The organism is uncultured Stenotrophomonas sp. (assembly GCF_913778665.1).
Taxonomy (GTDB): Bacteria; Pseudomonadota; Gammaproteobacteria; order Xanthomonadales; family Xanthomonadaceae; genus Stenotrophomonas.
This window is the reverse complement of record NZ_CAJYVQ010000012.1, coordinates 149,615-175,456: the sequence shown is the minus strand read 5'-3', so window position 1 is coordinate 175,456 and position 25,842 is coordinate 149,615. Positions and strand designations below refer to the sequence as shown.

The 25,842-nt window shown below is 68.0% G+C and carries 21 protein-coding genes and 1 riboswitch; of the genes, 11 read left to right on the top strand and 10 right to left on the bottom strand.

Features of this window, described 5'->3' with window-relative positions; genetic code table 11:
- Nucleotides 1–338: 338 nt before the first annotated feature.
- Nucleotides 339–2,933, bottom strand: coding sequence for a M14 family zinc carboxypeptidase (locus QZ853_RS18485; protein WP_295577031.1), 2,595 nt, complete (start codon nucleotides 2,931–2,933; stop codon nucleotides 339–341).
- A 74-nt stretch (nucleotides 2,934–3,007) separates the two neighbouring features.
- Nucleotides 3,008–5,647, bottom strand: a complete 2,640-nt coding sequence (locus QZ853_RS18480) for a TonB-dependent receptor (RefSeq protein ID WP_295577020.1) — start codon at nucleotides 5,645–5,647, stop codon at nucleotides 3,008–3,010.
- Between the two features lie 195 nt (nucleotides 5,648–5,842).
- Here QZ853_RS18480 and queD point away from each other — a divergent pair, with 195 nt between their 5' ends.
- Nucleotides 5,843–6,205, top strand: coding sequence for a 6-carboxytetrahydropterin synthase QueD (gene queD, locus QZ853_RS18475; RefSeq protein ID WP_049444904.1), 363 nt, complete (start codon nucleotides 5,843–5,845; stop codon nucleotides 6,203–6,205).
- Between the two features lie 116 nt (nucleotides 6,206–6,321).
- Nucleotides 6,322–6,669 (top strand): phasin family protein, encoded by a 348-nt coding sequence (locus QZ853_RS18470; protein WP_295577013.1) that lies wholly within the window; start codon nucleotides 6,322–6,324, stop codon nucleotides 6,667–6,669.
- Between the two features lie 595 nt (nucleotides 6,670–7,264).
- On the opposite strand, the gene asnB is transcribed toward QZ853_RS18470, so the two are convergent.
- Nucleotides 7,265–9,166, bottom strand: coding sequence for an asparagine synthase (glutamine-hydrolyzing) (gene asnB / locus QZ853_RS18465; protein ID WP_295577010.1), 1,902 nt, complete (start codon nucleotides 9,164–9,166; stop codon nucleotides 7,265–7,267).
- Nucleotides 9,167–9,515: 349 nt separating this feature from the next.
- Here asnB and QZ853_RS18460 point away from each other — a divergent pair, with 349 nt between their 5' ends.
- Together QZ853_RS18460 and QZ853_RS18455 are read left to right on the top strand one after the other, a co-directional pair.
- Nucleotides 9,516–10,205 (top strand): winged helix-turn-helix domain-containing protein, encoded by a 690-nt coding sequence (locus QZ853_RS18460; RefSeq protein ID WP_295577007.1) that lies wholly within the window; start codon nucleotides 9,516–9,518, stop codon nucleotides 10,203–10,205.
- Nucleotides 10,202–11,545, top strand: coding sequence for an ATP-binding protein (locus tag QZ853_RS18455; RefSeq protein ID WP_295577004.1), 1,344 nt, complete (start codon nucleotides 10,202–10,204; stop codon nucleotides 11,543–11,545). The genes QZ853_RS18460 and QZ853_RS18455 overlap by 4 nt, the downstream gene beginning before the upstream one ends.
- Here QZ853_RS18455 and QZ853_RS18450 read toward each other — a convergent pair.
- Nucleotides 11,542–13,011, bottom strand: a complete 1,470-nt coding sequence (locus tag QZ853_RS18450) for a HAMP domain-containing sensor histidine kinase (protein ID WP_295576997.1) — start codon at nucleotides 13,009–13,011, stop codon at nucleotides 11,542–11,544. The genes QZ853_RS18455 and QZ853_RS18450 overlap by 4 nt on opposite strands.
- On the bottom strand, nucleotides 13,008–13,727 hold the full coding sequence (locus tag QZ853_RS18445; protein WP_295576986.1) for a response regulator transcription factor: 720 nt from the start codon (nucleotides 13,725–13,727) through the stop codon (nucleotides 13,008–13,010). Before QZ853_RS18445 ends, QZ853_RS18450 begins: the two co-directional genes overlap by 4 nt.
- A 144-nt stretch (nucleotides 13,728–13,871) precedes the next feature.
- Between QZ853_RS18445 and msrB the strand changes: the two genes are divergently transcribed.
- The 4 genes from msrB (at nucleotide 13,872) to QZ853_RS18425 (ending at nucleotide 18,629) form a co-directional block, all read left to right on the top strand.
- Nucleotides 13,872–14,444, top strand: coding sequence for a peptide-methionine (R)-S-oxide reductase MsrB (msrB, locus tag QZ853_RS18440; protein ID WP_295576976.1), 573 nt, complete (start codon nucleotides 13,872–13,874; stop codon nucleotides 14,442–14,444).
- A 2-nt stretch (nucleotides 14,445–14,446) separates the two neighbouring features.
- On the top strand, nucleotides 14,447–16,216 hold the full coding sequence (locus QZ853_RS18435) for a cytochrome c biogenesis protein DipZ (RefSeq protein WP_295576964.1): 1,770 nt from the start codon (nucleotides 14,447–14,449) through the stop codon (nucleotides 16,214–16,216).
- Nucleotides 16,217–16,230: 14 nt separating this feature from the next.
- Nucleotides 16,231–16,968 (top strand): peptide-methionine (S)-S-oxide reductase MsrA, encoded by a 738-nt coding sequence (msrA, locus tag QZ853_RS18430; RefSeq protein WP_295576955.1) that lies wholly within the window; start codon nucleotides 16,231–16,233, stop codon nucleotides 16,966–16,968.
- 209 nt (nucleotides 16,969–17,177) lie between these two features.
- A complete protein-coding gene (locus QZ853_RS18425; RefSeq protein WP_295576952.1) occupies nucleotides 17,178–18,629 on the top strand; it encodes a PLP-dependent aminotransferase family protein in 1,452 nt (483 codons plus the stop codon).
- 78 nt (nucleotides 18,630–18,707) lie between these two features.
- On the opposite strand, the gene bioD is transcribed toward QZ853_RS18425, so the two are convergent.
- On the bottom strand, nucleotides 18,708–19,391 hold the full coding sequence (gene bioD, locus QZ853_RS18420; RefSeq protein ID WP_295576949.1) for a dethiobiotin synthase: 684 nt from the start codon (nucleotides 19,389–19,391) through the stop codon (nucleotides 18,708–18,710).
- Between the two features lie 68 nt (nucleotides 19,392–19,459).
- On the opposite strand from bioD, the gene QZ853_RS18415 reads away from it, so the two are divergent.
- Nucleotides 19,460–19,942 carry a GAF domain-containing protein gene (locus QZ853_RS18415; RefSeq protein ID WP_295576946.1) on the top strand — a complete coding sequence of 161 codons (483 nt, stop codon included), beginning with the start codon at nucleotides 19,460–19,462 and terminating at the stop codon, nucleotides 19,940–19,942.
- Nucleotides 19,939–20,301: a TfoX/Sxy family protein gene (locus tag QZ853_RS18410; protein ID WP_295576944.1), complete on the top strand. Its 363-nt coding sequence runs from the start codon at nucleotides 19,939–19,941 to the stop codon at nucleotides 20,299–20,301. The genes QZ853_RS18415 and QZ853_RS18410 overlap by 4 nt, the downstream gene beginning before the upstream one ends.
- A gap of 50 nt (nucleotides 20,302–20,351) precedes the next feature.
- Here the strand turns inward: QZ853_RS18410 and QZ853_RS18405 are convergent, their stop codons facing one another.
- Nucleotides 20,352–20,930 (bottom strand): histidine phosphatase family protein, encoded by a 579-nt coding sequence (locus QZ853_RS18405; protein ID WP_295576941.1) that lies wholly within the window; start codon nucleotides 20,928–20,930, stop codon nucleotides 20,352–20,354.
- A gap of 143 nt (nucleotides 20,931–21,073) precedes the next feature.
- Nucleotides 21,074–21,297: riboswitch (cobalamin riboswitch) on the top strand.
- 114 nt (nucleotides 21,298–21,411) lie between these two features.
- Between QZ853_RS18405 and btuB the strand changes: the two genes are divergently transcribed.
- The gene (btuB, locus tag QZ853_RS18400) at nucleotides 21,412–23,253 is read left to right on the top strand and encodes a TonB-dependent vitamin B12 receptor (RefSeq protein ID WP_295576938.1); all 1,842 of its coding nucleotides are present in this window, start codon (nucleotides 21,412–21,414) and stop codon (nucleotides 23,251–23,253) included.
- 58 nt (nucleotides 23,254–23,311) lie between these two features.
- Here the strand turns inward: btuB and gph are convergent, their stop codons facing one another.
- The 3 genes from gph to QZ853_RS18385 all read right to left on the bottom strand — a co-directional run bounded on the left by gph (nucleotide 23,312) and on the right by QZ853_RS18385 (nucleotide 25,764).
- Complete coding sequence (gene gph / locus QZ853_RS18395) at nucleotides 23,312–23,980, bottom strand: phosphoglycolate phosphatase (RefSeq protein ID WP_295576935.1); 669 nt, start codon at nucleotides 23,978–23,980, stop codon at nucleotides 23,312–23,314.
- Between the two features lie 66 nt (nucleotides 23,981–24,046).
- The gene (locus QZ853_RS18390; RefSeq protein WP_295576933.1) at nucleotides 24,047–24,838 is read right to left on the bottom strand and encodes a class I SAM-dependent methyltransferase; all 792 of its coding nucleotides are present in this window, start codon (nucleotides 24,836–24,838) and stop codon (nucleotides 24,047–24,049) included.
- A complete protein-coding gene (locus QZ853_RS18385; RefSeq protein WP_295576930.1) occupies nucleotides 24,835–25,764 on the bottom strand; it encodes a LysR family transcriptional regulator in 930 nt (309 codons plus the stop codon). Before QZ853_RS18385 ends, QZ853_RS18390 begins: the two co-directional genes overlap by 4 nt.
- Nucleotides 25,765–25,842 lie beyond the last annotated feature (78 nt).

The following is a 25,842-nucleotide window of genomic DNA, read 5'->3' as shown; positions in this document are numbered from 1 at the left end:
TGCCCCCATGCCCATCCGCTTCAAGCATTGCCTGCGCCTTCTTCTCCCGCCGGGTAGCCGGGAGAAGAAAGATCAAATTCAAAATCAGATTCAAAGGCAAAAGCCGAAGCCGCAATTCCTGGCTTTGCTTTGGCTTTTGCTCTTGTATTTGCCCTTGCTCCCGCCTTGGGGTCTGATGCGTCCGCGCCCGCAGGAAACTGTCATGGGAAGCAGGGGGCCTCAGCCAGGACCGTTGGCGCCAAGGATGGCGCCATCGAGCCCCCATGGATGGGTTTACGGCGTGTCCTGGCTGAGGCCCCCTGCCTCCCAAGCACAACAGAAACTCGGCGCCAAACGCCTCAACCCCGCGCCTTACTCGGATTCACCAGATTCCCGAAGAAGATCGCGTTGATCAGCAGGCGATCCGTGCCGTGCCAGTACTTGCGGTGCGCCGGGTCATCGGCGAACAGCACCACATTGCCCTGCCCCTGCGCCGACACCAGCAGCCACGCACTGCCTGCCACCCGCGCGCGGTTACGCTCGGACAGATAGCCATTCACCCGCGGCGGCGTATCGATGCGCACGACCGTCGAGAACGGGTTCGCGCTCGGCTGCAGCGTTACCGTGTTCTCCTTGTTGATCGCCAGCTGCCGGCGTGGCACGCCGAAGGCCAGCGGATGGCTGGTATCGACGTCGGCACTGAGGATGTTGCCGCTCACCCGCTCAATGGCGGCGATGTCACGCTGGTCGCCGAACGCGCGGCGGCCTGCGTCGGCCGCCTCTTCCTCCTTGCCCAGCGTCTCGCCGTCGGCCAGCTTCTGCTCGATCGCCCACTTCGAGGCGCTGCCATAGGTCACCAGTGAGCCTCCGGCCTGCACCCAGCGCTTCAGGGCAGCCACTGCCGTGGCATCAACACCTTTGTAGCTGCCGCCGGACAGCACGATGGTGGTGTAACGGTCCAGTGACACTTTGCCCAGCTGCTGCGGGTCGAGCTTGCTGGCGGGCAGCCGCAGCTGCTGGTCGAGCAGAAACCAGGCCGAGCCGATCTCGGTGGCGGCCACGCCCTCGCCCATTACCAGTGCTACGGCCGGCGTGCGCAGCGCCTTGACGCCATCGCTGCCGAGGTCGATGCCCTCGCGGCTGCGGCCACTGGACAGCGCATGCACCTGCACGCCGGCGTCGCGCGCGGCGGCGGTTACCGCCTCGAGCAGGGCCGCGCCCTGCAGCGGCTGGCCGGCCACCGGGATGACCAGGCTGCCCGCAGCAAAGTCGACCTGGCCCTGCGCGGTGGCGCTGCTGAACGGCTGGAACGCAGCGCGCGCGCTCAGCCCCTTGGCCTGCAGCGCGGCCAGGGCGCGGCCGGCGTTGTAGTCGCGCCAGTCGATGGCGTAGGCGAAGCCGGCCTGGCCACCCAGCACTGCGCCCTGCTCCGCGGGCAGCGCGGCCACGCGCGCACCGCCGTCGATTCGGCTGCGGCTGCCCGCGAAGGCCACACCATACGCCGGTGCGATCGCGTAACTGGTGCTGCCGTAGAACACATCGCCCTTGATCGGCGGCGTCTCCGCGAAGATCGAATGCACCAGGCGGAACTGCGCCTGCTGCACCGGCACCACGTAGGCACTGCCCGCTGCGAAGTGCTGCCCGTCCACGGTCACCGCACGGTCCAGCGCGCGCACCTCAATGCGATGCAGCAGGAGGAGTTCCAACAGGCGACGGGTCAGTGCCGGATCATGCGCATCACCGAACACGAAGCTCTTCACCGGCTGCTGTGCGGCCTGCTTCAGTGCACTCTGGAAGAACTGCTTCTGCAGGTCGAACAACCCAGAGCGCTCGGCCACCGCGCCACGCACGGTGCCCAGCCCGGTGGCGACCTGGTTGCGGATGGTGAACGGGAACGTCAGCAGGCCATTCACCGATTCCTGCACCCGACCACGCGAGCTGGCCTGTTCGACGGTGACGCCGACCGCGCCGTGGAAGTCCGGATAGGTCGAGCCATACACCGGCGAGAAGTTGTCGAAGTTCTCACCGGTGTAGTACAGCGAACCCAGCGAATCCAGTGCCTGTGCGTGGTACTTGGCCAGGGTCTTGTTGAATTCATACGACGCCGCCGGAATCAGCGGACTGTGCATGCTCTTCGGCGAAGGCTCGAAGTAGTACGTGCTGTCCTTGCCCATTTCATGGAAATCGATCTGCACGTTCGGATACCACTGGTGGAACACCTCCACCTTCGGCCGCGAATCCTGCTGGGTCAGCGCCAGCCAGTCGCGGTTGAGGTCGGTGAAGTAGTGGTTGGTGCGGCCCTGCGGGAACGGCTCGACGTGTTCCTTGTCGGCCGGATCCGCCGACGCCGGATCGGATGCCCAGGCGTTGTGCCAGTTGGCCGCGCGATCACGGCCATCTGGATTCTGCGCCGGATCGAACAGCACCACCGCCTGCTGCAGCCATTGCTGGGTTTCGGCGCTGCGGTTGGCCACCAGGTAGTAGGCGGTCAGCATCGCCGCTTCGGCGCTGGAGGTCTCGTTGCCATGCACGCTGTAACCCAGCCACACCACCACCGGGCTGTCGCCGGCCGCGCTGCGTGGCTGCGCCGGATCGGCCAGGGTCGCGTGCTGCTGGCGGATCTGTTCGAGCCGCGCGTGGTTGCCCGCCGCGGTGACCGTGGCGATCAGCAGCGGTCGGCCCTCGTAACTGCGACCGATCTCGCGCACGGTGATTCTGTCGGAGTGCTTTGCCAGTTCCTGGAAGTACGCCACGAGCTGGTCGTGCCGGGTGTAACGACTGCCGATCGGATAGCCGAGGAACTGTTCCGGCGTGGCAATGGAGGTATCGAATGCGGCCGCGTCGGTGGCCTGCGGGAAGAAGTACGCACTTTGTGCCTGCGCCGGCTGCAGCGAGGACAGTGCGGTGGCGGCGGCGATCAGCAACGGTAGAACAGCACGGCGATGCAAGGACACGGTGACTCCCCAGGAACTCAACAGCAGACAGTCGCGCGGCCGGCACCTTCAGGCGGCCGGCCGCGGTGGATGGATCAGAAGCGGTAATCGAATCCGAGCGTGAAGTAGCGGCCGCGCAGGTCGTACTGGCTGAAGTCGTACGGTGCGCGGATGCCCGGGAATGAAGCGTCGTAGGGCGGCGTCTTGTCGGCCAGGTTCTGCACCTTGGCGTACACGGTCAGCTTGTCCACACCCGTGTAGGCCAGGTAGAGGTCGTACTGGCTGTAGCTACTGACGCGCTGCTGCACGGCCTTGGCCGCGGTGCTGGCTTCCTGACGGTATCCGCTGGTGTAGTACCAGGTGACGGCTGCATTGAAGTCGCCGTACTTCCAGTCCAGCGTGGTGGTGGCCTTGTCCTTGGGCAGGGTCGCGCCGAGGTTGCTGCCGGCGTAGTCCACCAGCGGTCCGCCGACCACGGTCGGGCGACGGTAGTCACGCACGTGGGTGTAGGCCGAGGACACGGTGAAGTCGCCCACGGCAGCGGTCGGGATGCGCTGGCGCAGTTCAACGTCGATGCCCGAGGTCTTCAGCTCGCTCAGGTTCTGGTAGCGGTTGTAGACCGCCTGCAGCTTGCCGCGCTCATCGCGCTGCACGGCACCGGCCACGTTGTCGTTGACCAAGGTCTGGGTGTTGTTGGTGCCGACCAGGTTGTCGAGCTGGATGCGGTAGTAGTCCACGCTCAGGTTGGTGTTGGCCCACGGCGACAGCACCACGCCGAAGTTCACGCTTTTGGTGCGTTCGGGCTTCAGTTCGTTGTTGCCGACGGTGAAGAAGGTCGGGTTTTGGCGCGAGCCCGGCACGTCCGGATCTCGCGGGTCGGCCACGCTGCCGTAGGCGATGCTGGTGCTGTTGGAGTTCTCCGACAGCGACGGTGCGCGGAAGCCCTTCGAGGCCGACGCACGCACCAGCAGGAAGTCCAGCGGCTGCCAGCGCAGGCCGATCTTCGGCGAGAAGGCATCGCCGAAATCGTCGTAGTGGTCGGCGCGCGCGGCAGCGGACAGCTCCAGCGTCGAGGCCAGCGGCACGTTCACTTCGGCGTAGGCCGCACTGACCTGGCGCTTGCCGTGCACTTCGGCAATGGCCGGGCGCACCTGCAGGCCTGCATCGATCTGCCACGGGTTGTTGGAATCGAGCTTCTCGCGGCGCCACTCGGCACCGGCAGCGAAGCCGATTTCGCCAGCCCAGGTGTGGCCCAGGCTGCCGGAGATCTTCGCGTCGATGCCCTGCAGCTTGGATTCGGCCGGGCGCAGGGTCGCGATATTGATCGCGTCACGCACCGACTGCGGCGTCGCTGCCGGGTTCAGCAGGTTGTAGCTGCCCGAGGCCAGTGCATCAGCCAGCGCCCAGCGGTTGGCGAAGCCGCCGGACACGCTCTCGCGCTCGCTGCTGCGCGCGCCGAACGCCGCCACTTCCCAGTCCCACGAAGAAGTGCTGCCGCGCAGGCCGAACACACCGCGATAGGCGGTGGAGCGGTTGGTCTTGATGGTGCCGCCAAGGTCGAAGAAGGTGTATTCAATCGGGATCGCGCGGCCATACGGGTTGTACGGATTATTGGCCGGCAGCAGCGACGACACCGGCTCGGCCAGGCCGCTGTTCGCGTTCAGCGCGAAGCGGCCGCTTTCCAGGGTGAAGAACGGGCTGCTGCCGAACCATGCGGCGCTCTTGATCTGGCTGTACAGCACTTCGCCGAAGGCCTCGACGTTGTCGTTCAGCCGGAAGGTACCGTTGGCGTAGGCCTGGTAGCGCGTGGTCGACGGAATCAGCGTGGTGAACGGCGCCTGGTTGAAACCGCAGGTGTCACCGGCCAGGCCGTCGATCGGCGCGCTGGCAACGCGGGTGGTCCCGGTCGGGCAGTTGCCGTTGGCATCGAGCATCGGCACCGACACACCATTGACCAGATAGCGCGCGCCCTTGGCCGACCAGCCGTTCCAGCGGCCGCCCGGCTGGTCGGTGTAGTTGCCGCTCCTGGTCAGGTTGCGCTCGTCCTGGTCCAGGCGTTCGCGGTTGTAGCCCTGCAGGCTGAAGAGGATGTTGTAGCCGTCGGTGTCGAGGTTGCCGAGGCCACCGACGAACTTCAGGTTCTGTTCGTGCAGACCGCCCTGGTCGGCGCCGCCGAAGCTGCCGCCGATCTCGGCGCCTTCGAAGTTCTGCCGGGTGATGATGTTGACCACGCCGGCCACCGCGTCGGAACCATATACCGCCGAGGCGCCATCCTTCAGTACTTCGATGCGTTCCACCGCGACCAGCGGCAGCGCGTTGAGGTCGACGAAGGTGTCGGACAAGCCACCGGCCGGGAAGCCGTAGTTGGCCAGACGACGGCCATTGAGCAGCACCAGCGTGTTCTTAGGCGAGAGGCCGCGCAGGCCGATGCTGGCCGAGCCGGAGGCCCAGCCATTGTTGGTGGTTTCGTTGTTGGCGTTGCCGGTGTTGGCCGAAATCGAACGCAGTACGTCGGCCACGGTAGCCTTGCCGGTCTGCTCCAGCTGCTGGCGGCCGATCACCTGCACCGGATTGGAGGCCTCGGTGTCGGCGCGCTTGATGTTGGAGCCGGTGACACGCACGGTGGCCAGTGTGCTGGCTTCGCCACTGGCGTCGGCGGAGGTTTCGGCGGCAGCGGACAAAGGCGCGGCCAGAGCGACGGCCAGGGCCGCCACGAGCAGGGTGTGCTGGGGCATGACGATGTGAGGGAGGTAGTGGAAGGACGACGTAAGTTCCGCAGTAGTCCATGCCTGGCCGGTGCGCGACCAATAACATCTCTTCATACGGATATAAGAGAAACTAACATCTCTTCATCCGGATGGAAAGAATCTCTTCACCAGCATCCAACAGTTTCGCGGTCGGAGGCGACAGGCGCGGCGTACAATTGCGCCATGGAAATCTTCAAAGTCTTCATGCTCGAGGCGGCGCATCGCCTCCCCAATGTGCCGCCGGGGCACAAGTGCGCACGCCTGCACGGCCACTCGTTCCGGGTGGAACTGAAGGTCGAGGGCGAGCCTGGCGCACAGACCGGCTGGATCATGGATTTCGGCGACGTGAAAGCGGCCTTCCAGCCGATCTATGACCGCCTGGACCACCACTACCTCAACGACATTCCCGGCTTGGAGAATCCGACCAGCGAGAACCTGGCGGTGTGGATCTGGAACGAGCTCAAGCCCAGTCTGCCGGCACTGAGCGAGATCACCGTGCACGAAACCTGCACCTCGGGCTGTCGCTACCGCGGCCCGGCTGCCTGATCAACCCATTGATCTGAAAGGCTTTTCAAGGGCGCCGTGGGGCGCCCTTGTTATTTTTGTTGCATTGCGGCATCAAGGGCGTATGCTGCAATGCATCAAGTCACTCCCTGATGCCCATGGCCGCCGCCTTCAGCGATCGCTTCAGTGATGCTACCCGCCAGCTCGCCGCCGCGGCAACGCGCGCGAACCGGTTGGCGTTGGAGAACGCGGAAAGCATGTTCGGTGTGCAGCTGAAGGCGCTGGAGCGCAACCTGACCGCAACTGGCGGCTGGCTGGGCGAGCTGGCCCGCGGTGAGGACGCGGCCGGCGTGCTCTCCAGCGGTGCGCAGCTGTGGCAGGACAACCTGCAGCGGCTGGGCCAGGCCCAGCAGGACGTGGTCGGCCTCGGCCTGCAGGCCGGCAAGGCCTGGTCCGAACTGGTGCAGGGGTACAACCAATCAAAGGCGGACGCGAACAGTCACTGACGCGACGCAACGCTCATTGCATGGGTCCCTCCCCCCATGCAATCCGGACCCGGCAGATCCCTCCCTCTGCCGGGTCTTTTTTTGCCTGGTGTCTGGATTGCAGAGCACTTCTTCGTCTCACTTCTCTGCGAACGGATGGGCCCCGCCGGCACAGGCAGGGGCCCAGGCAAATGTCCCCCGGCGCCGGCCGTTGGCCGTCACCTCCTCCTTTACTTTGCCCAGACCCCTGCCCACCCCGGCGAGGCTCGGCTTGCGGCACGTAAACCGCAGTGCTCGCAGCAGGCTTTCAGGGAGGCGCCGATAGATTCCGAACGCAGGGCGGAGGTCCTTGCGTACGAAGTAAAGGGGGAGGTGACGGCCAAAGGCCGGCGCCGGAGGACATTCGTAGGCGAGGGCCTCCGTCCTGCGCCATGCAGAATGAATCCGCCACAGGCGCGTCTTCGTCCTGATTCGCAGTGATCTGATGGCCCCGGAGAGGCTCGGCTTGCGGTAGGTAAACCGCAGTGCTCTGGGCAGCCTTTCAGGGAGGCGCCGGAGGACATTCGTACGCAAGGGCCTCCGCCCTGCGCCGCGCAGGACAACCCGCGAAGGAACCTCAGCGCCCCCGCCCACCGTGCCAGTGCTGGTGCCATGCCTGGAACATCAGGACGTTCCACAGGTGCGTGTGCCACTTGCGCTCACCGCGCAGGAACGCCTCCCAGATGCCGCGCACGCGCGCCGCATCGAAACAGCCCTGGTTGCGCAGCAGCTGCGGATCGAGCAATGCCTCGGCCCAATCGCGCAGCGGACCGGCCAGCCAGCGCGCCATCGGCGGCCCGAAGCCGCGCTTGGGGCGATACACCAGCGGCTCGGGCAGATAGCGCGCCAGCAGGTGCTTCAGGATGAGCTTGTGCTCGCCATCGTGGTACTTCAGGTGCTGCGGCAGGCGCCACGCCAACCGCACCACCTCCATGTCCAGCAGCGGTGCGCGCGTCTCCACCCCCGCCGCCATGCCCGCCCGATCGACCTTGGCGAGGATGCCCTCGGCCAGGTCCATGCGGAAATCCAACAGCTGGATGCGCGCCTCGGCCGGCAGCGCCGTGTCCTGCTGCTGGAAGATCGTCATCGGCTCGCGTGCCCCCAGCACCACCTGCGCCGGCTGCCGCCAGCGGGTAACCCGCTGCAGGTAGTGCCCCTCCACATCATTGGCGGCCACCTCGGCCACCAGCGCACGCCAACCACCGAGGCGACCGCGCTCGGCGTTCATGCGGTTGCCGCTGCGTCGCGCCAGGTCCCGTACCCAGTCCGGGAGGCCCCCGCACAACCGCGCATTGCGCAGCGCACGGCCATAGCTGGGATGGCCGAAGAACAGCTCGTCGCCACCATCACCGGTCAAGGCCACCGGCTTACGCGCACCCAACAGCTCGCTGGCCAGCAGCGTCGGCACCTGCGAGGCATCGGCGAACGGCTCGCACCAGACCTGCGGCAGGCGCTGCAGCAGGTCCAGGCCTTGGCGCGCATCCATGCGGTGCAGGTGATGCTGCACGCCCAGATGGCGCGCCACCTGCGAAGCCCACTCGCTCTCGTCATGCCCCGGATCGTCGAAACCGACCGTCCAGGCCTCCACCGGCAGCGTTGACTGTGCCTGCATCATCGCCGTCACCAGCGAGGAATCGGTGCCCCCGGACAGGAACGCTCCGCAGGCCAGCGGCGAGTGCATGCGCGCGGCGATTGCCTTCTGCAACACTGCTTCCAGTTCGTCGGTGGCCTGCTCCAGGCTCCGCGCCGGTTGCAGCGGCTCCTGCAGCGCGGCGTGCATCGCATCGCGCGCGCACCAGTAGCGCGAACCGCCCTGCGTCGCCTGGCTGGAGCTGCCGGCGGCGTGGTCGTTGAGGTCGATGCGCAGCATCGCCCCCGCAACCAGCTTGTGGATGCCTCGGTAGATGGTGTGCGGCGCCGGCACGTAATCGTGGCGCAGCAGCAGGCTCAGCGCGTCCTGGTCGATGCTGGGCGAGAAGCCGGCAAACGCCTGTAGTGCCTTCAGTTCCGACGCGAACAGGAACTGGCCCTGATACCAGCCGTAGTACAGCGGTCGTTCGCCGACCGGGTCGCGCGCCAGCCACAGCGCACGCGACTCCCGATCCCAGACACTGAAACCGAACGCGCCCTCGATCCGCGACAGCGTCCGCTGCACGCCCCATTCGACGATCGCCTGCAGCAGCAGCCGTGCGTCGCTGCAGTTGCGCGGCAGATCGCGCAGCTGCACCTGCAGGTCGGCACGATTGTATAGCCGGCCATCCAGGCACAGCACGTAGCGGCCACAGTCCGAACTCAGCGGCTGCAACGGCATGTCGGTTGGCGCCCGGCAATGGCCCAGCGCCAAGCCGGCCTCGGCGTCGGTCCAGTAGCCGATGCGGCCCCGGCCGCGCTGCTGCAAAGCGCGCAGCATCGGCGCCAGCTGCTGCAGCAGGTGCTCGTCGTCGGCGGGCGGCAGCCAGGCCCCGACCACGCCGCTCATCGGACGCCTCCGCAGCGGCAGCGGCGGGACGGATTCGGCAGGCGGAGTTTGGCGAGCGACATGGGAACGGCACGCGGAGCGGAGGAGACTCCATGCTCGGCCGGCCCCTGCCCCGCGTCAGTCGCGTTGCTGTCAGCGATCGTCACCAGCCGTGTCACAAAGGTAACGTTTTGTAACGGCGAGCGGCTATGCTTGGCGCCAAGTTGTTGCCGGGGCTGAGACCCGGCCGGTGCGCCAGCAACCCCGGCTGAATGGCGCCCGCCCCCGGGACCCGGGCGGACCGACGGCTGGGATAGCATCGCCGCGCTCGTGCCGTGGCGGTACGTTTGCGCCCACGGAGGCCCTGAAAATGCTGGATATCGTACTGGTCGAAGACGATGCCCGCCTCGGTACGATGGTCAGCGACTATCTGCAGCGGCACGGCTACCAGGTGGTCCATGAGCGAAGCGGTGAGCGCGCGGTGGCCCGGATCCTGGCCGAAAAGCCGGCCCTGGTCCTGCTTGATGTCGGCCTGCCCGACCAGGATGGTTTCGAAGTGTGTCGGCAGATACGTCCCCACTATGACGGCATCATCTGCGTGCTGACCGCCCGCACCGACAACATCGACCAGGTGCTGGGCCTGGAGCTGGGTGCCGACGACTACATCGGCAAGCCGATCGAACCGCGGGTCCTGCTGGCCCGCCTGCGCGCCCACCTGCGCCGCCACCGCCGGATCGAGCCACGCGACGGCAGCCTGCGCTTCGGCGAGCTGAGCATCGACCCGTCCACCCGCAATGTGCATCTGCAGGGTGCGCTTCTGGAACTGACCACCGCCGAGTTCGACCTGCTGTTCCTGCTGGCCAGCAACGCCGGCCAGATCCTCGACCGTGACGCACTGCTGCGCGGCCTGCGCGGCATCGCCTTCGACGGCCTGGACCGTTCGGTGGATGCGCGCATCTCGCGCCTGCGCCGCAAGCTGGGCGACAACCCGGAACAACCGGAACGGATCAAGACCGTGCGCGGCCGCGGCTACCTGTTCAGCCGGTCAGCATGGGGATGACGCGCACGCCCTCGGCGATGCGCGGCCACGCCTTCCACTTCCTGCGCTACGGCATCGGCTTCCTGGTCGCCCACCTGCTGCTGATCGTGCTCGGCCTGTGGGCCTGGGACGCTCTGCTGGAAGACCGTACCGAAGCCGGCCTGCAGGCCGAAATGCGCGGCACCCATGCGCTGCTGCAGCACCGCTTCGCCGAGACCCCGCGCGAGCAGTGGCCGGCGCTGGCGCGCGAACTCGACGCCGACTTTGCCTACGCGCTGCGCATGGTGCCGCTGGCCGAGGCAGCGAAGGAACTGCCGGCCAGCCAGCGACCGCCGTTCAACAATGGCCGCGTGCAGATCGACCTGGAGCACATGCGCAGCCTGCAGCGGATCGGCGACAGCGACTACGCGTTGATGCTGGGCCCGCTGGATGAAGCGCTGCCTGATGAGGGTTGGCAGGACAGTGACGTGTCCGGGGTGGCAATCCTGCTGCTGATCCTGATGGTGGCCGTCGCATTGCCGATGTACGTGATGGTCTACCGCTTGTGGCGTGACGTCTCGCAGCTGGCGCAGGCGGCACGGCAGATGCGCGACGGCCAGCTGGATACGCGTGCGCCGCGCGCCGGCACCGCACTGGTGCGGCCGCTGGCCAATGCCTTCAACCATATGGCCGAACAGCTGCAGCAGCTGCTGGAAAGCCAGCGCGTACTGGCGCAGGCGGTGGCGCATGAAGTGCGTACGCCGCTGGCGCGGATGCGGTTTGGCCTGGCCGATCTGGAAGACACCGCGCTGGACGAGATCCAGCGCGATGCGCTGGGGGGGCTGCGCACCGATGTTGATCGGCTGCAGCACCTCACCGACGCCGGCGTCGAGTACGCTGCGCTCGGCCGTTGCCACCAGCTGACCCGCCAGCGCCTGCAGCTGGCAGCACTGGTGCGCGGGGTGATCGCCCAGTTCGCGCCCTTGCCGATGCCGGTGCAGCAGGCGCTGTCGCCGGCCGGCCTGGTCAACGTCAACCGGCACATGCTGGAACTGGCCCTGCGCAACCTGCTCGGCAACGCGCTGCGCTACGCACGCCGCCAGATCCGCATCGCCAGCACGGTCAACGAGGGCTGGCTGTGCCTGCAGGTGGAGGATGACGGCCCCGGCATCGCGCCGGAGCTGCGCGGCCAGGTGCTGCAGCCCTACGTGCGGCTGGACCCCGGCAGCCCCGGCTTCGGGCTGGGCCTGGCGCTGGTGCAGGTGGTGGCCGACAAGCACGGTGGCTGCGTGGAGGTGACCGATTCCGAGCTGGGCGGAGCCTGCATCCGCCTGCACCTGCCGCTGGACAGCGGCGGCGTGGAGTGCGAACCGGCCAGCTAGGACGCCGGCTCCGCGCGCGGCAACGCGAACACGAACAACGCGCCACGCGCACTGTCACGCAGTTCGATGCGGCGGCCGTGCAGCTGCACGATGCGCTGCACGATCAACAGGCCGAGGCCGCCGTTCTCACCGCGTCGCGCACCCAGTGCGGCCGGCGCCTGGAACAGCTGGCTGCGCAGCGCCGGAGCGACGCCGGGGCCATCATCGGCCACGCTCACCTCGATGCTGTCGGGCGTCGCGCGCAGCCTCACCTCGATCCGGCCACCGTCCGGGGCGTGGCGCAGTGCGTTGTCGAGCAGGTTGGTCAGCACACGCTCGACCAGGCCGAGGTCGGCACGCACCAGCGGCAGGCCCGGGGGGAAGTCCGCATGCAGGCGCTGGCTGCGGGCCTGCGCCGCCAGTTCGAACTTCTGCAGCACGTCCTGCAGCAGTTCGGGCAGTGCGAACACTTCCCACTCCAACCGCACTTCACCATGTTCCAGCCGCGCCAGCTCGAACAATGCGCGCGCCAGCCGGCCGACCTTGGCGCTCTGCGCCAGCGCGATGCCGAGGTAGCGCCGGCGTTCGTCCCGCGACAGGGTGGCGTCCTTCAACGCCAGCGTTTCCAGGTAGCCATGCAGCGACGACAGAGGTGTGCGCAGGTCGTGCGAGATGTTGGCCACCAGCTCGCGCCGCTGCAGGTCCTGCTGGCGCAGCTGCTGCCACTGCTCGCCCAGCCGCTGCGCCATCTGCGCGTGCGCGTGTTCGAGGATCACCAGCTCGTCGCGCTCGCCGTAACGCAACGGCTCCGGTGGTGGCAACGGGGTCGGCGCATCGATGTCGAATGCCTGGATGCGCCGGGTCAGCCGCCGCAGCGGGCGGGTCACCCAGTAGAACGCCACCAGCCCGGCCAGCAGGCCCAGGCTGCCGACCAGCATCACCGACCACAGCGTGGTGTTCCACTGACTGCTGGCGGCAAGGTCGTCAGACAGCATCTGCCGGTGTTCGCCGACCAGCACCACGTACACGTAGCCGGCCTGGCGGCCCTGCACGATCAGCGGCGCGGCACTGAACACCTTGCGGCCACCGGCACTGCGCGGGTCATCGCCAAGAATCGGCAACGGCGCACCGGCCAGCAGCCGGCGCAGTGGCGCCACGTCAACCCGGGTGCGCACCAGATGGCCGCTGGGCGCATCGTGGCCGAGGATACGGCCCTGGTCATCCAGCAGATAAACCTCGACGCTGGGGTTGACCGCCATCAGCTGGCCGAACAGCGCGCGTACCGCGGCATCACGCATGCCGCTGGTGTCCATCAGCTCGCTGCGCTGGGCGATGTGCTCGGCCAGGCCCAGCGACAGCCGCTGCACCACTTCCTGCTCGTGGCGGGTATTGGCACGCATCTGCAGCGCCAGCAACGCCATGCAGCAGGCCAGCATCAGCGCAGCGATCACCGCCGCCAGCTTCTGCCACAGGTTCGGCCGGATCATGGCGCTGCCCCGGCCGGATCGACCAGCTTGTAGCCGCGCCCCCATACTGTCAGCAGCCGCCGCGGGTTGGCCGGATCCGGCTCGATCTTGCTGCGCAGGCGGTTGATGTGGGTATTGACCGTGTGCTCGTAGCCATCGTGCTGGTAACCCCAGACCTGGTTGAGCAGCTCCATGCGCGCGAACACCTGGTCCGGGTGGCGGGCAAAGAACAGCAGCAGGTCGAACTCCCGCGGGGTCAGTTCCAGCGCGTTGCCTTCCACCGATGCGGTGCGCGCCACCGGGTCCAGCTGCAGCCCGCCCAGTTCGATCGCACCGGCATCGATGCGCGCGCTCTGCGCCATCGCCTCGGCCCGGCGCAGCAGCGCACGCACGCGGGCCACCAGTTCCGGCATCGAGAAGGGTTTGGCCAGGTAGTCATCCGCGCCCAGCTCCAGGCCAACGATGCGCTGGGTCTCGCTGCCACGCGCACTGATGATGATGATCGGCACGTAGCGCGCCATCGCGCGGGCGCGCTGGCACACCTGCAGGCCATCCACGCCGGGCAGCATCACATCCAGCACCAGCGCATCCCAGGGGCCCTCCTGCTCCAGCAGGCGCAGGCCGGCATCGCCACTGGCGGCATGGGCGACGTCATAGCCTTCATCGCCCAGATGCATGCGCAGCAGGTCGGCGATGTGGGCATCGTCTTCAACGATCAGCACGCGTTTGGTGGACATCGGCAGCTCGGGGCCAGGAGGGAGGCTGCCCGCATTGTGGCGCGGGATGGCCGCCGATACCTCACGAAAAATTGAATCCTGCGTGAGGATTCGTTGACCTGGGCGGGCGCAGCATGGCCCCGTCGCCCCTTCTCGGAGTCCGCCATGCGCCTCACCCGTCGCCACCTGCTGGGCCTGGGCGGTGTTGCCACCGCCGCCGGCCTGTTCGGCCTCGGCGCATGCAGCCGCGCCGCCCCGGCCGCCGCCGAGACCCGTCCAGCACGGCAGTTCGAAGTCATGCACAGCGACGCGCAGTGGCGCCAGCTGCTGACCCCGGCGCAATACGCGGTGCTGCGCCAGCAGGCCACCGAACGGCCCTACAGCAGCCCGCTCAACAAGGAACACCGGCAGGGCACCTTCGCCTGCGCCGGCTGCGCGTTGCCACTGTTCTCCTCGTCCACCAAGTTCGAGAGCGGCACCGGCTGGCCCAGCTTCTGGGCGCCGTTGCACAACGCCATCGGCGAAGACCGCGACGTCACCTTCGGCATGCTGCGGGTAGAGGTGCACTGCCGCCGCTGCGGTGGCCATCTCGGCCATGTGTTCGACGATGGCCCGCGCCCGACCGGGCTGCGCTACTGCATGAACGGTGCGGCACTGGTGTTCGTCCCGGGTGCCGGTGATGGCACCGCCGACGGCTGGCGGGTGCCGGTCGGTTCGTCCCCCACTTCTGGAGCCTGACCATGCTGCTGTTGCTGCTTGCCTACCTGGGGGGCGCGCTGACCCTGCTCAGCCCGTGCATCCTGCCGGTACTGCCGTTCGTGTTCGCACGCGCCGACCGCCCCTTCCTGCGCAGCACGCTGCCGCTGCTGCTGGGCATGGCACTTACCTTCACCGTGGTCGCCAGCCTGGCCGCGGTGGGCAGCCAATGGGTGGCACAGGCCAACCAGATCGGACGCTGGATCGCCCTGCTGCTGATGGCGCTGTTCGCGCTGGCATTGCTGTGGCCGCGGCTGGCCGACCATCTGCTGGCGCCGTTCCAGCGCGTGGGTGCGCGGCTGAGCGCGCGCGCTGATGCCGCTGATGCCGCAGGCAATGGCGGCGCGTGGACCTCGCTGCTGATCGGCATCGCCACCGGCCTGCTGTGGGCGCCCTGCGCCGGGCCGATCCTCGGCCTGGTGCTGACCGGCGCCGCCCTGCACGGGGCCAGCGTCGGCACCAGCATGCTGCTGATGGCCTATGCACTGGGTGCGATCACCGCGCTGGCGCTGGCGGTCTGGGTGGGGGGCCGCGTGTTCCGCGCGCTGCAGGCGCGGCTCGGGCTGGGCGACGTGCTGCGCAAGGTATTGGGCGTAGCCGCGTTGCTGGCGGTAGTGGCGATCGGCCTGGGCTGGGACACCGGCCTGTTGACCCGCTTGTCCACGCTCAGTACCGCGCGCATCGAACAGGGCCTGCTCGACGCAGTGCCTGGCGCGCAGCCGGCGGCGCCGCCGATGATGATGATGGCGGGCGCCAACAACGGTGCCGATGCACCGCTGCCGGTGGAAGGCACCCTGCCGGCACTGGACGGCGCCACCGGCTGGCTCAACAGCCCCCCGCTGACCGCACAGCAGCTGCGCGGCAAGGTGGTGCTGGTCGACTTCTGGACGTACTCCTGCATCAACTGCCTGCGCGCGATGCCGTTCGTGCACGAATGGGAGCGGCGCTACCGCGATCACGGCCTGGTGGTGATCGGCGTGCACACGCCGGAGTTCGCCTTCGAGCGTGACCCGCGCAACGTGATGAAGGCGGTGCAGCAGCTGAAGGTCGCGTATCCGGTGGCGCTGGACAACCAGTACACGATCTGGCGCGCGTTCAACAACCGCTACTGGCCGGCGCAGTACTTCGTCGATGCACACGGCAACATCCGCGGCCACCAGTTCGGCGAGGGCAACTACGCGCGCTCGGAACAGGTGATCCGTCGCCTGCTGATCGAGGCCGGCCAGACGAATCTGCCGCCGCCCGCCGATCCTGCAGCTGCTGACCTCAAGGGCGTGGCCGAGCAGGCAGACATGGGCAACCTGCGTTCGCCGGAAACCTATCTGGGCCATGCCCGCGCCGAGAAGTTCGCCTCGCCCGGCGGTCAGCGCAGCGACACCGCCTTCGATTACGTGCTGCCGGCCCGCCTGACGCTGAACCAATGGGGCCTGTCCGGGCGCTGGACCGTCACCGATGAAGCCGCGCAGCTGCAGCAGGCCGGCGGCCGCATTGCCTTCCAGTTCCATGCGCGCGACCTGCACCTGGTGCTGGCGCCGAGTCAGGAGGGAAAGCCGGTGCGCTTCCGCATCCTGCTGGACGGCAAGCCGCTGCCCTCCGCCGATGCCGGCAGTGATGTCAGCGCCGATGGCAGTGGCGTGGTCGATGAGCACCGCCTGTACCAGCTGGTACGCCAGCGCGGCACGGTCGGCCCGCATCGCTTCGAGATCGAATTCCTCGACGCGGGCGTGCAGGCCTATGCCTTCACCTTCGGTTGAACCGGGAGGACATGATGAGACTCTCCTTTGAACAGGGCGTTGCTGCCGGTGTTGCCGGCCTGGTCGCGACGGCATTGATCGCCGCCGTGCTGCTGGTCGACCACGGCGCGATCGCGGCGCCGGTCGAGGCCAGCGCGCAGGCCAAGGCACTGCCGGCGCCCAGCGGCGATGCCGCCTTCCGTGATGACGGCACCCATGCCAGCGTGGTGTTTGCCGGTGGCTGCTTCTGGGGCGTGCAGGGTGTGTTCCAGCACGTCAAGGGCGTGAGCAATGCCGTCGCCGGTTACATCGGTGGCAGCGCCGCCAACGCGCACTACGAGCGGGTAAGCAGCGGCCAGACCGGCCACGCCGAAGCGGTGAAGATCGACTACGACCCACGCCAGGTCAGTTACGGGCAATTGATGCAGGTGTTCTTCTCGGTGGCGCACGACCCGACCCAGCTCAACCGCCAGGGGCCGGATCAGGGCAGCCAGTACCGCTCGGCGATCTTCAGCGACGATGCCCGCCAGCAGGCGGCCAGCCGCGCCTACATTGCCCAGCTCGGCCAGGCCGGCAGCTACCGTGCACCGATCGTCACCCAGCTGGTCAGCGGCCAGCGCTTCTACCCGGCCGAGGGGTATCACCAGAACTACATGACCAACTACCCGCAGGCCGCCTACATCCGCTACTACGACGCACCGAAGCTGGCGGCGCTGGCCAAGCAGTTCCCGGCGCTGTACCGGCGCGATGCGGTGCTGGTGCCGATGCGCTGACAGTGCTTATGTAGAGCCGAGCCCACGCTCGGCTGCCGTTGGCAGGGAAAGCAGCCGAACGCGGGCTCGGCTCTACACACAAAAAAAGACGCACGGCCATCCGGCCGTGCGCTGGGACAGTATCGTCCGCACACCGATCAGGCGCGTCCGACAACGACATGCTAGCCTCGCCATCATCATGGGTACAGCTCCAGATGGCGGGATATTCGATGGATACAGATGGCCAGAACGCGATGATCCCTCCCCGCTACCAGCGGCTGTCCGATGAACTGGCCGAGGCCATCCACGGCGGCCGGTTGCCAGTCGGCAGCCGCCTGCCGTCGCTGCGGCAGATGGCGCTGCAGCGACGGCTCAGCTTGAACACGGTGATCGCCGCCTATCGCCAGCTGGAAGACGCCGGCCTGGTGATTCCACGGCCCAAGGCCGGCTTCGAGGTGGCGCCGCGACTATCGGCGCCGGAACGTTCGCTCCGCGATGTTCCCTCAGCGCCCACCGCGCCGCTGCAGCAGGTGTTGATGGCCCGCGTACTGGAAGCGCAGCGTCGCCCCGGTGTGATCGATCTGGCCTTTGCCGGACCGCGTGGCCGCCAGTTCTACCCCGGTGCACAGCTGGCCAAGCACACCGCGCAGGTACTGCGTCACGGCCAGCAGACGGTGGAGACCTATGCGCGGCCGAACGGCTCGCCCCGGCTGCTGGCGCAGATCGTACGCCGCGGCCCGCGCATGGGCCTGCATACGCACGCCGAACGCCTGCTGCTGACCCACGGCGCGATGGAAGCGCTGCAACTGGCGCTGCGCGCCGTCACCCAGCCCGGCGACGCGGTCGGCATCGAGGCACCGTCCTACTTCAACCTGTACCCGTTGCTGGCCACCCTCGGCCTGCAGGCGATCGAACTGCCCACCCACCCGCAGCACGGCCTGGACGTCGACGCGCTGGAGGCCTTGCTGGACCACACGCCGTTGGCGGCGCTGGTGGTGATGCCGACCGTGCACAACCCACTGGGCTGCACCATGCCGATGGAGGCCAAGCAGCGCCTGGCCGAGCTGGTCAACACGCGCCAGCTGCCGTTGATCGAGGACGCGGTGTACGCAGAACTGCAGTTCTGCGAGCCGCCGGCGCCCTTGCTGAAGGCGTTTGATCGCAACGGCTGGGTGATGGTGGTCGGTGGCTTCTCCAAGACGCTGGCGCCGGATTACCGCATCGGCTGGCTGGATGGCGGCCGCTTCGCCGAGCGCATCGCACTGCTGAAGTTCCAGTCCACCGGAGGCGAGCCGCAGCTGCTGGGTGACGCGGTGGCGGCCTATCTGGAAGCGGGCAGCTACGAGCACCACCTGCATCGCATGCGTCGCCTGTACCGCGAACAGGTGGGGCGGCTGCGCCAGCTGGTAGCCGAACACTTCCCGGTCGGCACCCGCGCCACTGAACCGCAGGGCGGCTTCCTGCTGTGGCTGGAACTGCCGGGCATCGATACGCGCGAACTGTTCGAGCATGCATTGAGCGAGGACATCGTGTTCATGCCCGGCCAGGTGTATTCGCGCGGCGCACGCTACCGGCATTGCCTGCGGCTGTCGTGCTGCCAGACCCTGGATGCGCGCTTCGTTGGCGCGGTGGAGCGGTTGGGCGCGCTCGCACGGGAGCTGGCGGCGCGCCAGCTTCTATAGAGCCGAGCCAACGCTTGGCTGCCCTGCCCTGACGGTCCCCGCTGAGCCGAGCATGGGCCCGGTTCTGCAGACGCCAGGTCAATCGCTCAGGTGCGTGCTCAGGATCGGGCCATCCGCACCCGGCAGGTACGGCAAACGCCCCCAGCACGGCATCAGCAGACGCTGCCGCAGCGTGGCGAAGTTTTCATCCTGGCGCTGCATGGCCGGGTCGATGTGGTTGCCGATCCAGCCCAGGCATTCCACGCCGCTGGCCTGCAGCGACTGCGCGGTCAACCGCGCGTGGTTGACGCAGCCCAGCCGCATGCCCACTACCAGCAGCACAGGCAGCTGCAACGCACGTACCAGATCGAGCTGATCCAGCGAGGCCGAGACCGGCGCCAGCCAGCCGCCCACACCCTCCACGACCACGATGTCAGCCTGCGCACGCAGGCGCTCGAACGCGGCGACGATCGGCGCCAGCTCCACCTGCACGCCGTCCTCGGCCGCCGCCAGCTCCGGCGCCAGCGGCTGCCGCAGCGCATACGGGTTCAGGTCCGCGTAGTCCGGCACCGGCCAGCTGGCCGCCTGCAGCGCCAGCGCGTCCTCGTTGCGCAGGCCCTGCCCCAGGTCTTCACTGCCGCTGGCCACCGGCTTCATGCCGACCGCGCGCAGGCCGCGCCGGCGCAGCGCATGCAGCAGCGCCGTGCTGGCCGCGGTCTTGCCGATCTCGGTATCGGTGCCGGTCACGAACAGGGCGGGCGGCAGCGGGGTGGGCAACGGCATCGAAGGGCTCCAGCAGGGCAACAGTGTGTGCATTATCGCCGGCCGGGCGCGCTTGCTAGACTGCGTGCATGTTCGCCAATGCCTCGCTTACCGGCAGCAAGCCGGAACAATACGCCCAGCTGCTGGAACAGGCCCGAGGCCTGGTCTACGGCGAGTCCGACCGCATCGCCAACGCGGCCAACCTCTCTGCGCTGGTCTACCACGCCCTGCCCGACCTGAACTGGGTTGGCTTCTACCTGTACGACGGCAAGGAGCTGGTGGTCGGCCCCTTCCAGGGCCTGCCGGCCTGCGTGCGTATTCCGCTGGACAAGGGCGTGTGCGGTGCCGCTGCCAGCCAGCGCGTGACCCAGCGCGTGGAGGACGTCGACGCCTTCCCCGGCCATATCGCCTGCGATTCGGCTTCGCGCTCGGAACTGGTGGTGCCACTGCTGCGCGGCGATGAACTGATCGGCGTGTTCGACATCGACAGCCCGAAGGTCGGTCGCTTCGATGCTGACGACCAGGCCGCGCTGGAAGCCATCGCCCGCGTGTTCGTCGAGGCGCTGGGATGAGCGCACCGAAGCTGCGCAACATCGGCCCGAAAAGTGCAGCGTGGCTGCGCCAGGTCGGCCTGCGCAGCCGCGAGGACCTGGTCGCGATCGGTGCGGTCGGTGCCTTCGTCAAGGTCAAGCGCGCCGGCTTCAAGCCCAGCCTGAACCTGCTGTACTCGCTGGAAGGGGCACTGCTCGACTGCCACTGGCAGGAGCTGAGCGAGCCGCAGCGCGAAGTGCTGGTGCAGGACTACGAAGCACGCATCGCCGCGCACCCGCTGAAGGCCGCCGGCCCGGCCTCGGGCCCGGTGCATGAGCAGCGCTTCGATGCCGACGATGACGCTGAGGACAGCGCGACCGACGGCACCGACGAGGATTGAGGCCTCCACGTTTGTGGGGATGCCGGCCAGCGGCCGGCACTACCGATGGGTTACGGCTGCTGCAGCTCCAGCAGCTCCCCCACCAGCCCGGCCTCACCGCGCTCCAGCCAGACCCGCAGGCGCGTGCCGTGGTCGATGCGCAGCGCCCAGCACAGCGACATCGGCAGGCCGCAGACCTGCGACAGCACCATGCGCAGCGGGCCACCGTGGCTGACCACCAGCGTCGGCACCGGGTCATCGTCGTCAAGCAGTCGATCCAGTGCGCGCGCGATGCGCCGCTCGAAATGCCCCCAGCTCTCGCCGTTGGGCGGCGGGAATGCATGCGGATCGGCGTGGAAGGCCGCCAGTGCATCCTCCGGCAGGTCGAACAGCGACTGCCCATCCCAATCGCCGAAATCCAGCTCTTCCCATTCCTCATCCGCTTCCACATCCAGCCCGCGCGGCGTGGCCAGCGCCATGGCGGTGTGCAGTGCGCGCAATCGCGGCGAACTGATCACCCGTTCCCAGGGCTGCGCGGCATAGGCCTCAATCAGTTCCTGCGGCAGGCCGGCCAGCTGCGGTGGGTCGCTGCGGCCATCAAGGTATTCATCACGGCCATTGCCGGCATGGCGGACCAGGTCGAGGATCATGCGTGCGTCCCGGACGGGCGACACAGGTACAGCGGAAAACGGGCGGACATCGGCAACGGCACCACGGGATCGAACAACCATTCTAAAGGCACGGTCGAGGCAGGCGAGCAGTCGTGGCGCAACGGGACTGCCTGCGATGCCGTAGACTGCGCGCACTTCCAGGTGACCTGCGGCCGTGGCCGGCAGGTTGAAACGGGAAGCCGGTGACGCGTGATTCCACGCCAGGCCGGCGCTGCCCCCGCAACGGTAAGCACGTCAGTTCCAGGCAATACCGCCACTGTGCCGCGCGCATGGGAAGGCGCCTGGACGGTGGCCTCGCGCCACCCGGCGGCAAGCCCGGAGACCGGCCCGGAAGCCTCAGGTCGCGATGCGGTGGGCATGGCGCTGGCTGCCCGTGGCCTGTGCTGCGGCATCGGCGCTGCCTGCTTTCGCGACTCCTCCCCTTCGCTGCGCGGGCGTGCGTGGCACCTGGAGTCCCCCGATGAAGCTGCAGTCCCGAATGCTGTCCCTGGCCGTGCTGGCCGCCCTGCCCGCGCTGGCGCAGGCCAACGAAGACACCACCGCGCTCGACCAGATCCTGGTCACCGCCACCCGCACCCCGATCGCCCTGCAGGACAGCATCGCGCCGGCGCAGGTGATCGACCGTGCGCAGATCGAAGCCAGCCAAGCCACCTCGCTGCAGGAGCTGCTGCGCGGCCGCGCCGGCATCAACCTGACCAATGCCGGCGGCCTCGGCAAGCAGAGCTCACTGTTCCTGCGCGGCACCAATTCGGGCCACACGGTGGTGCTGGTCGACGGCGTGCGCATCAACAGCGCCGACCTCGGCCTGGCCATGTACCAGGACCTGCCGCTGGCACAGATCGAGCGCGTGGAAATCGTGCGCGGTCCGCAGTCGAGCCTGTACGGTGCCGACGCCATCGGTGGCGTGATCCAGATCTTCACCCGCCGCAACCAGGGCGATTTCGCCCCGCACTTCCAGCTCGGTGGCGGCAGCAATGGCCTGCGCGAAGCCAGCGGTGGCATCGGTGGCGGCACCGAGCGCGGCTGGTTCGGCGCCGACATCGCCTACCAGCATTCCGATGGCATCGATGCCTGCCGTGGCTCGGCCACGCTGTTTACCGGCTGCTTCGCCGATGAGCCTGACCGCGACGGTTACCGCAACCTGTCCAAGAGCCTGCGTGGTGGCTACACCTTCAACGACCAGTGGAATGTGGAAGGCAGCGCCCTGCGCGCCGACGGCAAGAATCACTACGACGGTTACTACAACTATTCGGAAACCCGCCAGCAGGTGCTGGCCGGCAAGGTGCGCTACACGCCTTCGGAGCGCGTGGCCGTCACCGCCAACGTCGGCCGCAGCGACAACGAGTCGGACAACTTCGGCGACTTCGGTGCCCGCGGCAGCGCGCAGACGCACCGCAACAGCGCCTCGCTGCAGGGTGATTTCGGCGTGGCCGAGGGCCAGCTGCTGAGCGTCGGCGTGGACTGGAGCGAAGACAACCTGGACGGCAGCAGCGCCGGCTACGTGGTCGACAGTCGCCGCAACACCGGCGTGTTCGTGCAGTACCAGGGCCGCTTCGGCCGCCACCAGCTGCAGGCCAGCGCGCGCAACGACGACAACCAGCAGTTCGGCAACCACGCCACCGGCAGCGTCGGCTGGGCGATGGAGCTGGATCACGGCCTGCGCATCAACGCCAGCTACGGCACCGCGTTCAAGGCGCCGACCTTCAGCGATCTGTACGACCCGTGGAGCGGCGTGCCGACGTTGAAGCCGGAGAAGTCCAAGAGTGCCAACCTGGGCGTTTCGCAGCAGGGCCAGGGCTGGCACTGGGGCCTGGATGTATACGAGACCCGCATCGATGACCTGATCACCTACGATGCGGCAACCTTCAGGATGCAGCAGGTGGAGAAGGCGCGCATCCGTGGTGCTGAACTGACCGGTGGCGCGCTGCTGTCCGGCTTCGACATCAATGCGCAGCTGAGCTACACCGACCCGCGCAACCGTACCCACGGCAGCACCCAGTTCGACAACTGGCTGCCTCGCCGTGCACAGCAGACCGCGCGGATGGACATCGACCGTCGCTTTGGTGATTTCCGCGCCGGGCTGACCGTGCAGGGTGCGGGCAAGCGCTACGACGATGCCGCCAACGCGGTGAAGGTCGGCGGCTACGGCACGCTGGATCTGCGCGCCGAGTACGCGCTGACGCCGGCGTGGTCGCTGCTGGCGCGTGCCGCCAACGTGTTCGACCGCCGCTACGAGACCGTGGCGTGGTTCAACCAGCCCGGCCGCGAGTACCAGCTGAGCGTGCGTTACCAGCCGAAATGAGGAAACGCGCCGGGCAATCCCGGCGCTCTTTCCATCGACGCATGGCGTCGATCTACCGCTACACCGGAATGCCGGCGGCCAACCCCGGCAGTTCGCGCAGGTCGTCGATCACCGCCACCGCATGCGCGGTGGCCAGGTCCAGGCCGCGCGGATAGCCGTAGCGCACCAGCGCGATCGGCATGCCGGCATCTTCGGCGGCGCGGTAGTCGGTCAACGAATCACCGACCATCAGGCAGGCGTCCACCGGCAGCCCGAAGTGAGCGGCGATGTGCCGCAGTGGTTCGCCGCTGGGCTTGCGCTGCGGCAGCGAATCACCGCCCAGCACCAGCGCGAACGCATCACCGATGCCCAGGTGCTGCAGCAGCGGCGACACCAGGGCTTCGGGCTTGTTGGTGCAGATGGCCAGCGGCACAGCGCGTGCGCGCAGCTGCGCCAGCGCTTCGGCCACGCCATCGAACAGGCGCGGGCTGCGCAGCAGGCACTCACGGTAGTGCACCATGAACACCGGCATCACCTCGGCCAGATCGACCTCGCGACCGGCAGCGTGCACGGCCTGCTCGACCAGCCGCCGCACACCGTCGCCGATCCAGCCCAGCACGGTGGCCTCCGGCACGCGTGCCATGCCGATGTCTTCCAGTGTGCGGTTCAGTGCTTCGGCAATATCGGCAGCGCTGTCGACCAGCGTGCCATCAAGATCGAACACGACCAGCGGATAGGGATACGACAAGGGACGGCACCTCTACGACGTGGGACCGTCCATTGTACGCCGCCCATCTTTTTCGCCGGATCCGCCTCAGCCGATCCGGCGCGCGCGGGTGGCCAGGAAGGTCGGCAGAAAGCGGTCGATCAGGAAGCGCGGCTGCGGTTGCCAGTCTTCCATGAAGCGATCGATGACGAAGCCGGCATCGAGCTGGCCGCTGATCAGTTCGGTCAGGCTGTGGCCGAAGGTCAACGCATCGCCACGGGCCAGCTTGGCCTCACGTTCGGCCGGCGACAGGTCTTCCAGGTCGGAATACGGAATGGCGTACTGCGGCCGGATCAGACCCTGCGCATCCAGCTGCGGATCGCGGGCGCCGACGAACAGCACCGGGTTGTAGAAGCTGGCCATCAGCATGCCGTCGCGGGTGAGCACGCGATGGCACTCGCTCCACACCGGGCGCACGTCGGGCACATACAGGTTCGAGATCGGCTGGAACACCACATCGAAACTGTCGTTGGCGAAGGCGTGCAGATCGCGCATGTCGCCCTGCACGGTACGCAGCTGCAGGCCATCACGCGCCGCCACCTGCCGGTCCTGTTCGAGCTGCCCATCGGACAGATCGAACACGGTGACGTCGGCCCCGGCCGCGGCCAGCACCGGCGCCTGCTGGCCGCCACCAGAGGCCAGGCACAGGATGCGGCGGCCGCGCACATCGCCGAGCCAGTCCAGCGGCAACGGGCGCGGGGTCAGATGCACCTGCCAGCGGCCCTCGCGTGCGGCGGCAATCGTTGCGCCATCCACCGGGCGCGACCACTCGCGCACTTCGCTGGCCTGGCGGTCCCAGGCAGCACGGTTGTGATCGATCAGGGCCTGTCCATGGTTCATGCGTGCTCCTTGCCCGGTGGGCGCCAGTCCAGATCCTGGAAGGCCGGGCTGGCGAAACACTCGCCCAGAAAATCCAAGAATCGCCGCATGATAGCGGGCTGCTGGCGCCGCGATGCGTACACGGCATGAATGCCGAGTTCGTCCAGGCTGAACTCGGGCAGCAGCTCGATCAGTTCACCACTGCGCAGCAGCGGCGCCACCTGGTAGGTCGGCAGCATGGCGATGCCGGCGCCGGCGCGCACCGCTTCCAGCAGCAGCGAGGCTTCGTTGGCGCTGATGTTGCCGCCCACCGCCACCGACAGCGAACGGCCATCGCGGTGCAGCTGCCACAGGCTCTTGCCGACGTAGTGATGGGTCAGGCAGTTGTGCGCGGCCAGGTGTTCCGGTGCGGTCGGCGTGCCCCGTGTCTGCAGGTACGACGGGGTCGCGCACAGCACCGAACTGCAGGTCGCCAGCCGCCGTGCGATCAGGCTGGGATCGATCTGGCGGGCAATGCGCACCGCCAGGTCCACGCGCTCTTCCACCAGGTTCACCGTGCGGTCGACCAGCAGCAGTTCGATGCGCGCCGCCGGATGGCGTGCGACGAAGCCGGCCACCGCGCGCGCCAGATGGCTCTGCCCGAACGACACGCTGGCGGTGACCCGCAGCGTGCCGTGCGGCTCGGGATCGTCGCTGGCCAGTTCGCCCTGCAGCTCCTCGCCGATCGCCAGCATCTGCCGGAAGCGCACCAGCGCCGCCTCACCGGGGCCGGTCAGGCTGATCCGGCGCGTGGTCCGGTGCAGCAGGCGCGCGCCCAGCCAGCCCTCAACCTCGGCCAGGTAGCGGGTGACCATCGCCCGCGACATGTCCAGCACCTCGGCGGCGGCGGTGAGGCTGCCGCGCTCGGCCACCTCGACGAACACGGTCATGGCGGTCAATCGGTCCATCTGCTCGATTCCTGCAACAAACAAGCGCGTTATACGCTGTTTCTCGAGCGACTGCAGCGGCCTAGAGTGGCCCCATTC

What these genes read in the sequence shown, in the direction of transcription:
- QZ853_RS18480 (WP_295577020.1), bottom strand. Translation starts at nt 5,647, where the DNA reads ATGCCCCAGCACACCCTGCTCGTGGCGGCCCTGGCCGTCGCTCTGGCC.
- queD (WP_049444904.1), top strand. Translation starts at nt 5,843, where the DNA reads ATGGAAATCTTCAAAGTCTTCATGCTCGAGGCGGCGCATCGCCTCCCC.
- QZ853_RS18470 (WP_295577013.1), top strand. Translation starts at nt 6,322, where the DNA reads ATGGCCGCCGCCTTCAGCGATCGCTTCAGTGATGCTACCCGCCAGCTC.
- asnB (WP_295577010.1), bottom strand. Translation starts at nt 9,166, where the DNA reads ATGAGCGGCGTGGTCGGGGCCTGGCTGCCGCCCGCCGACGACGAGCAC.
- QZ853_RS18460 (WP_295577007.1), top strand. Translation starts at nt 9,516, where the DNA reads ATGCTGGATATCGTACTGGTCGAAGACGATGCCCGCCTCGGTACGATG.
- QZ853_RS18455 (WP_295577004.1), top strand. Translation starts at nt 10,202, where the DNA reads ATGACGCGCACGCCCTCGGCGATGCGCGGCCACGCCTTCCACTTCCTG.
- QZ853_RS18450 (WP_295576997.1), bottom strand. Translation starts at nt 13,011, where the DNA reads ATGATCCGGCCGAACCTGTGGCAGAAGCTGGCGGCGGTGATCGCTGCG.
- QZ853_RS18445 (WP_295576986.1), bottom strand. Translation starts at nt 13,727, where the DNA reads ATGTCCACCAAACGCGTGCTGATCGTTGAAGACGATGCCCACATCGCC.
- msrB (WP_295576976.1), top strand. Translation starts at nt 13,872, where the DNA reads ATGCGCCTCACCCGTCGCCACCTGCTGGGCCTGGGCGGTGTTGCCACC.
- QZ853_RS18435 (WP_295576964.1), top strand. Translation starts at nt 14,447, where the DNA reads ATGCTGCTGTTGCTGCTTGCCTACCTGGGGGGCGCGCTGACCCTGCTC.
- msrA (WP_295576955.1), top strand. Translation starts at nt 16,231, where the DNA reads ATGAGACTCTCCTTTGAACAGGGCGTTGCTGCCGGTGTTGCCGGCCTG.
- QZ853_RS18425 (WP_295576952.1), top strand. Translation starts at nt 17,178, where the DNA reads ATGGATACAGATGGCCAGAACGCGATGATCCCTCCCCGCTACCAGCGG.
- bioD (WP_295576949.1), bottom strand. Translation starts at nt 19,391, where the DNA reads ATGCCGTTGCCCACCCCGCTGCCGCCCGCCCTGTTCGTGACCGGCACC.
- QZ853_RS18415 (WP_295576946.1), top strand. Translation starts at nt 19,460, where the DNA reads ATGTTCGCCAATGCCTCGCTTACCGGCAGCAAGCCGGAACAATACGCC.
- QZ853_RS18410 (WP_295576944.1), top strand. Translation starts at nt 19,939, where the DNA reads ATGAGCGCACCGAAGCTGCGCAACATCGGCCCGAAAAGTGCAGCGTGG.
- QZ853_RS18405 (WP_295576941.1), bottom strand. Translation starts at nt 20,930, where the DNA reads ATGATCCTCGACCTGGTCCGCCATGCCGGCAATGGCCGTGATGAATAC.
- btuB (WP_295576938.1), top strand. Translation starts at nt 21,412, where the DNA reads ATGAAGCTGCAGTCCCGAATGCTGTCCCTGGCCGTGCTGGCCGCCCTG.
- QZ853_RS18390 (WP_295576933.1), bottom strand. Translation starts at nt 24,838, where the DNA reads ATGAACCATGGACAGGCCCTGATCGATCACAACCGTGCTGCCTGGGAC.
- QZ853_RS18385 (WP_295576930.1), bottom strand. Translation starts at nt 25,764, where the DNA reads ATGGACCGATTGACCGCCATGACCGTGTTCGTCGAGGTGGCCGAGCGC.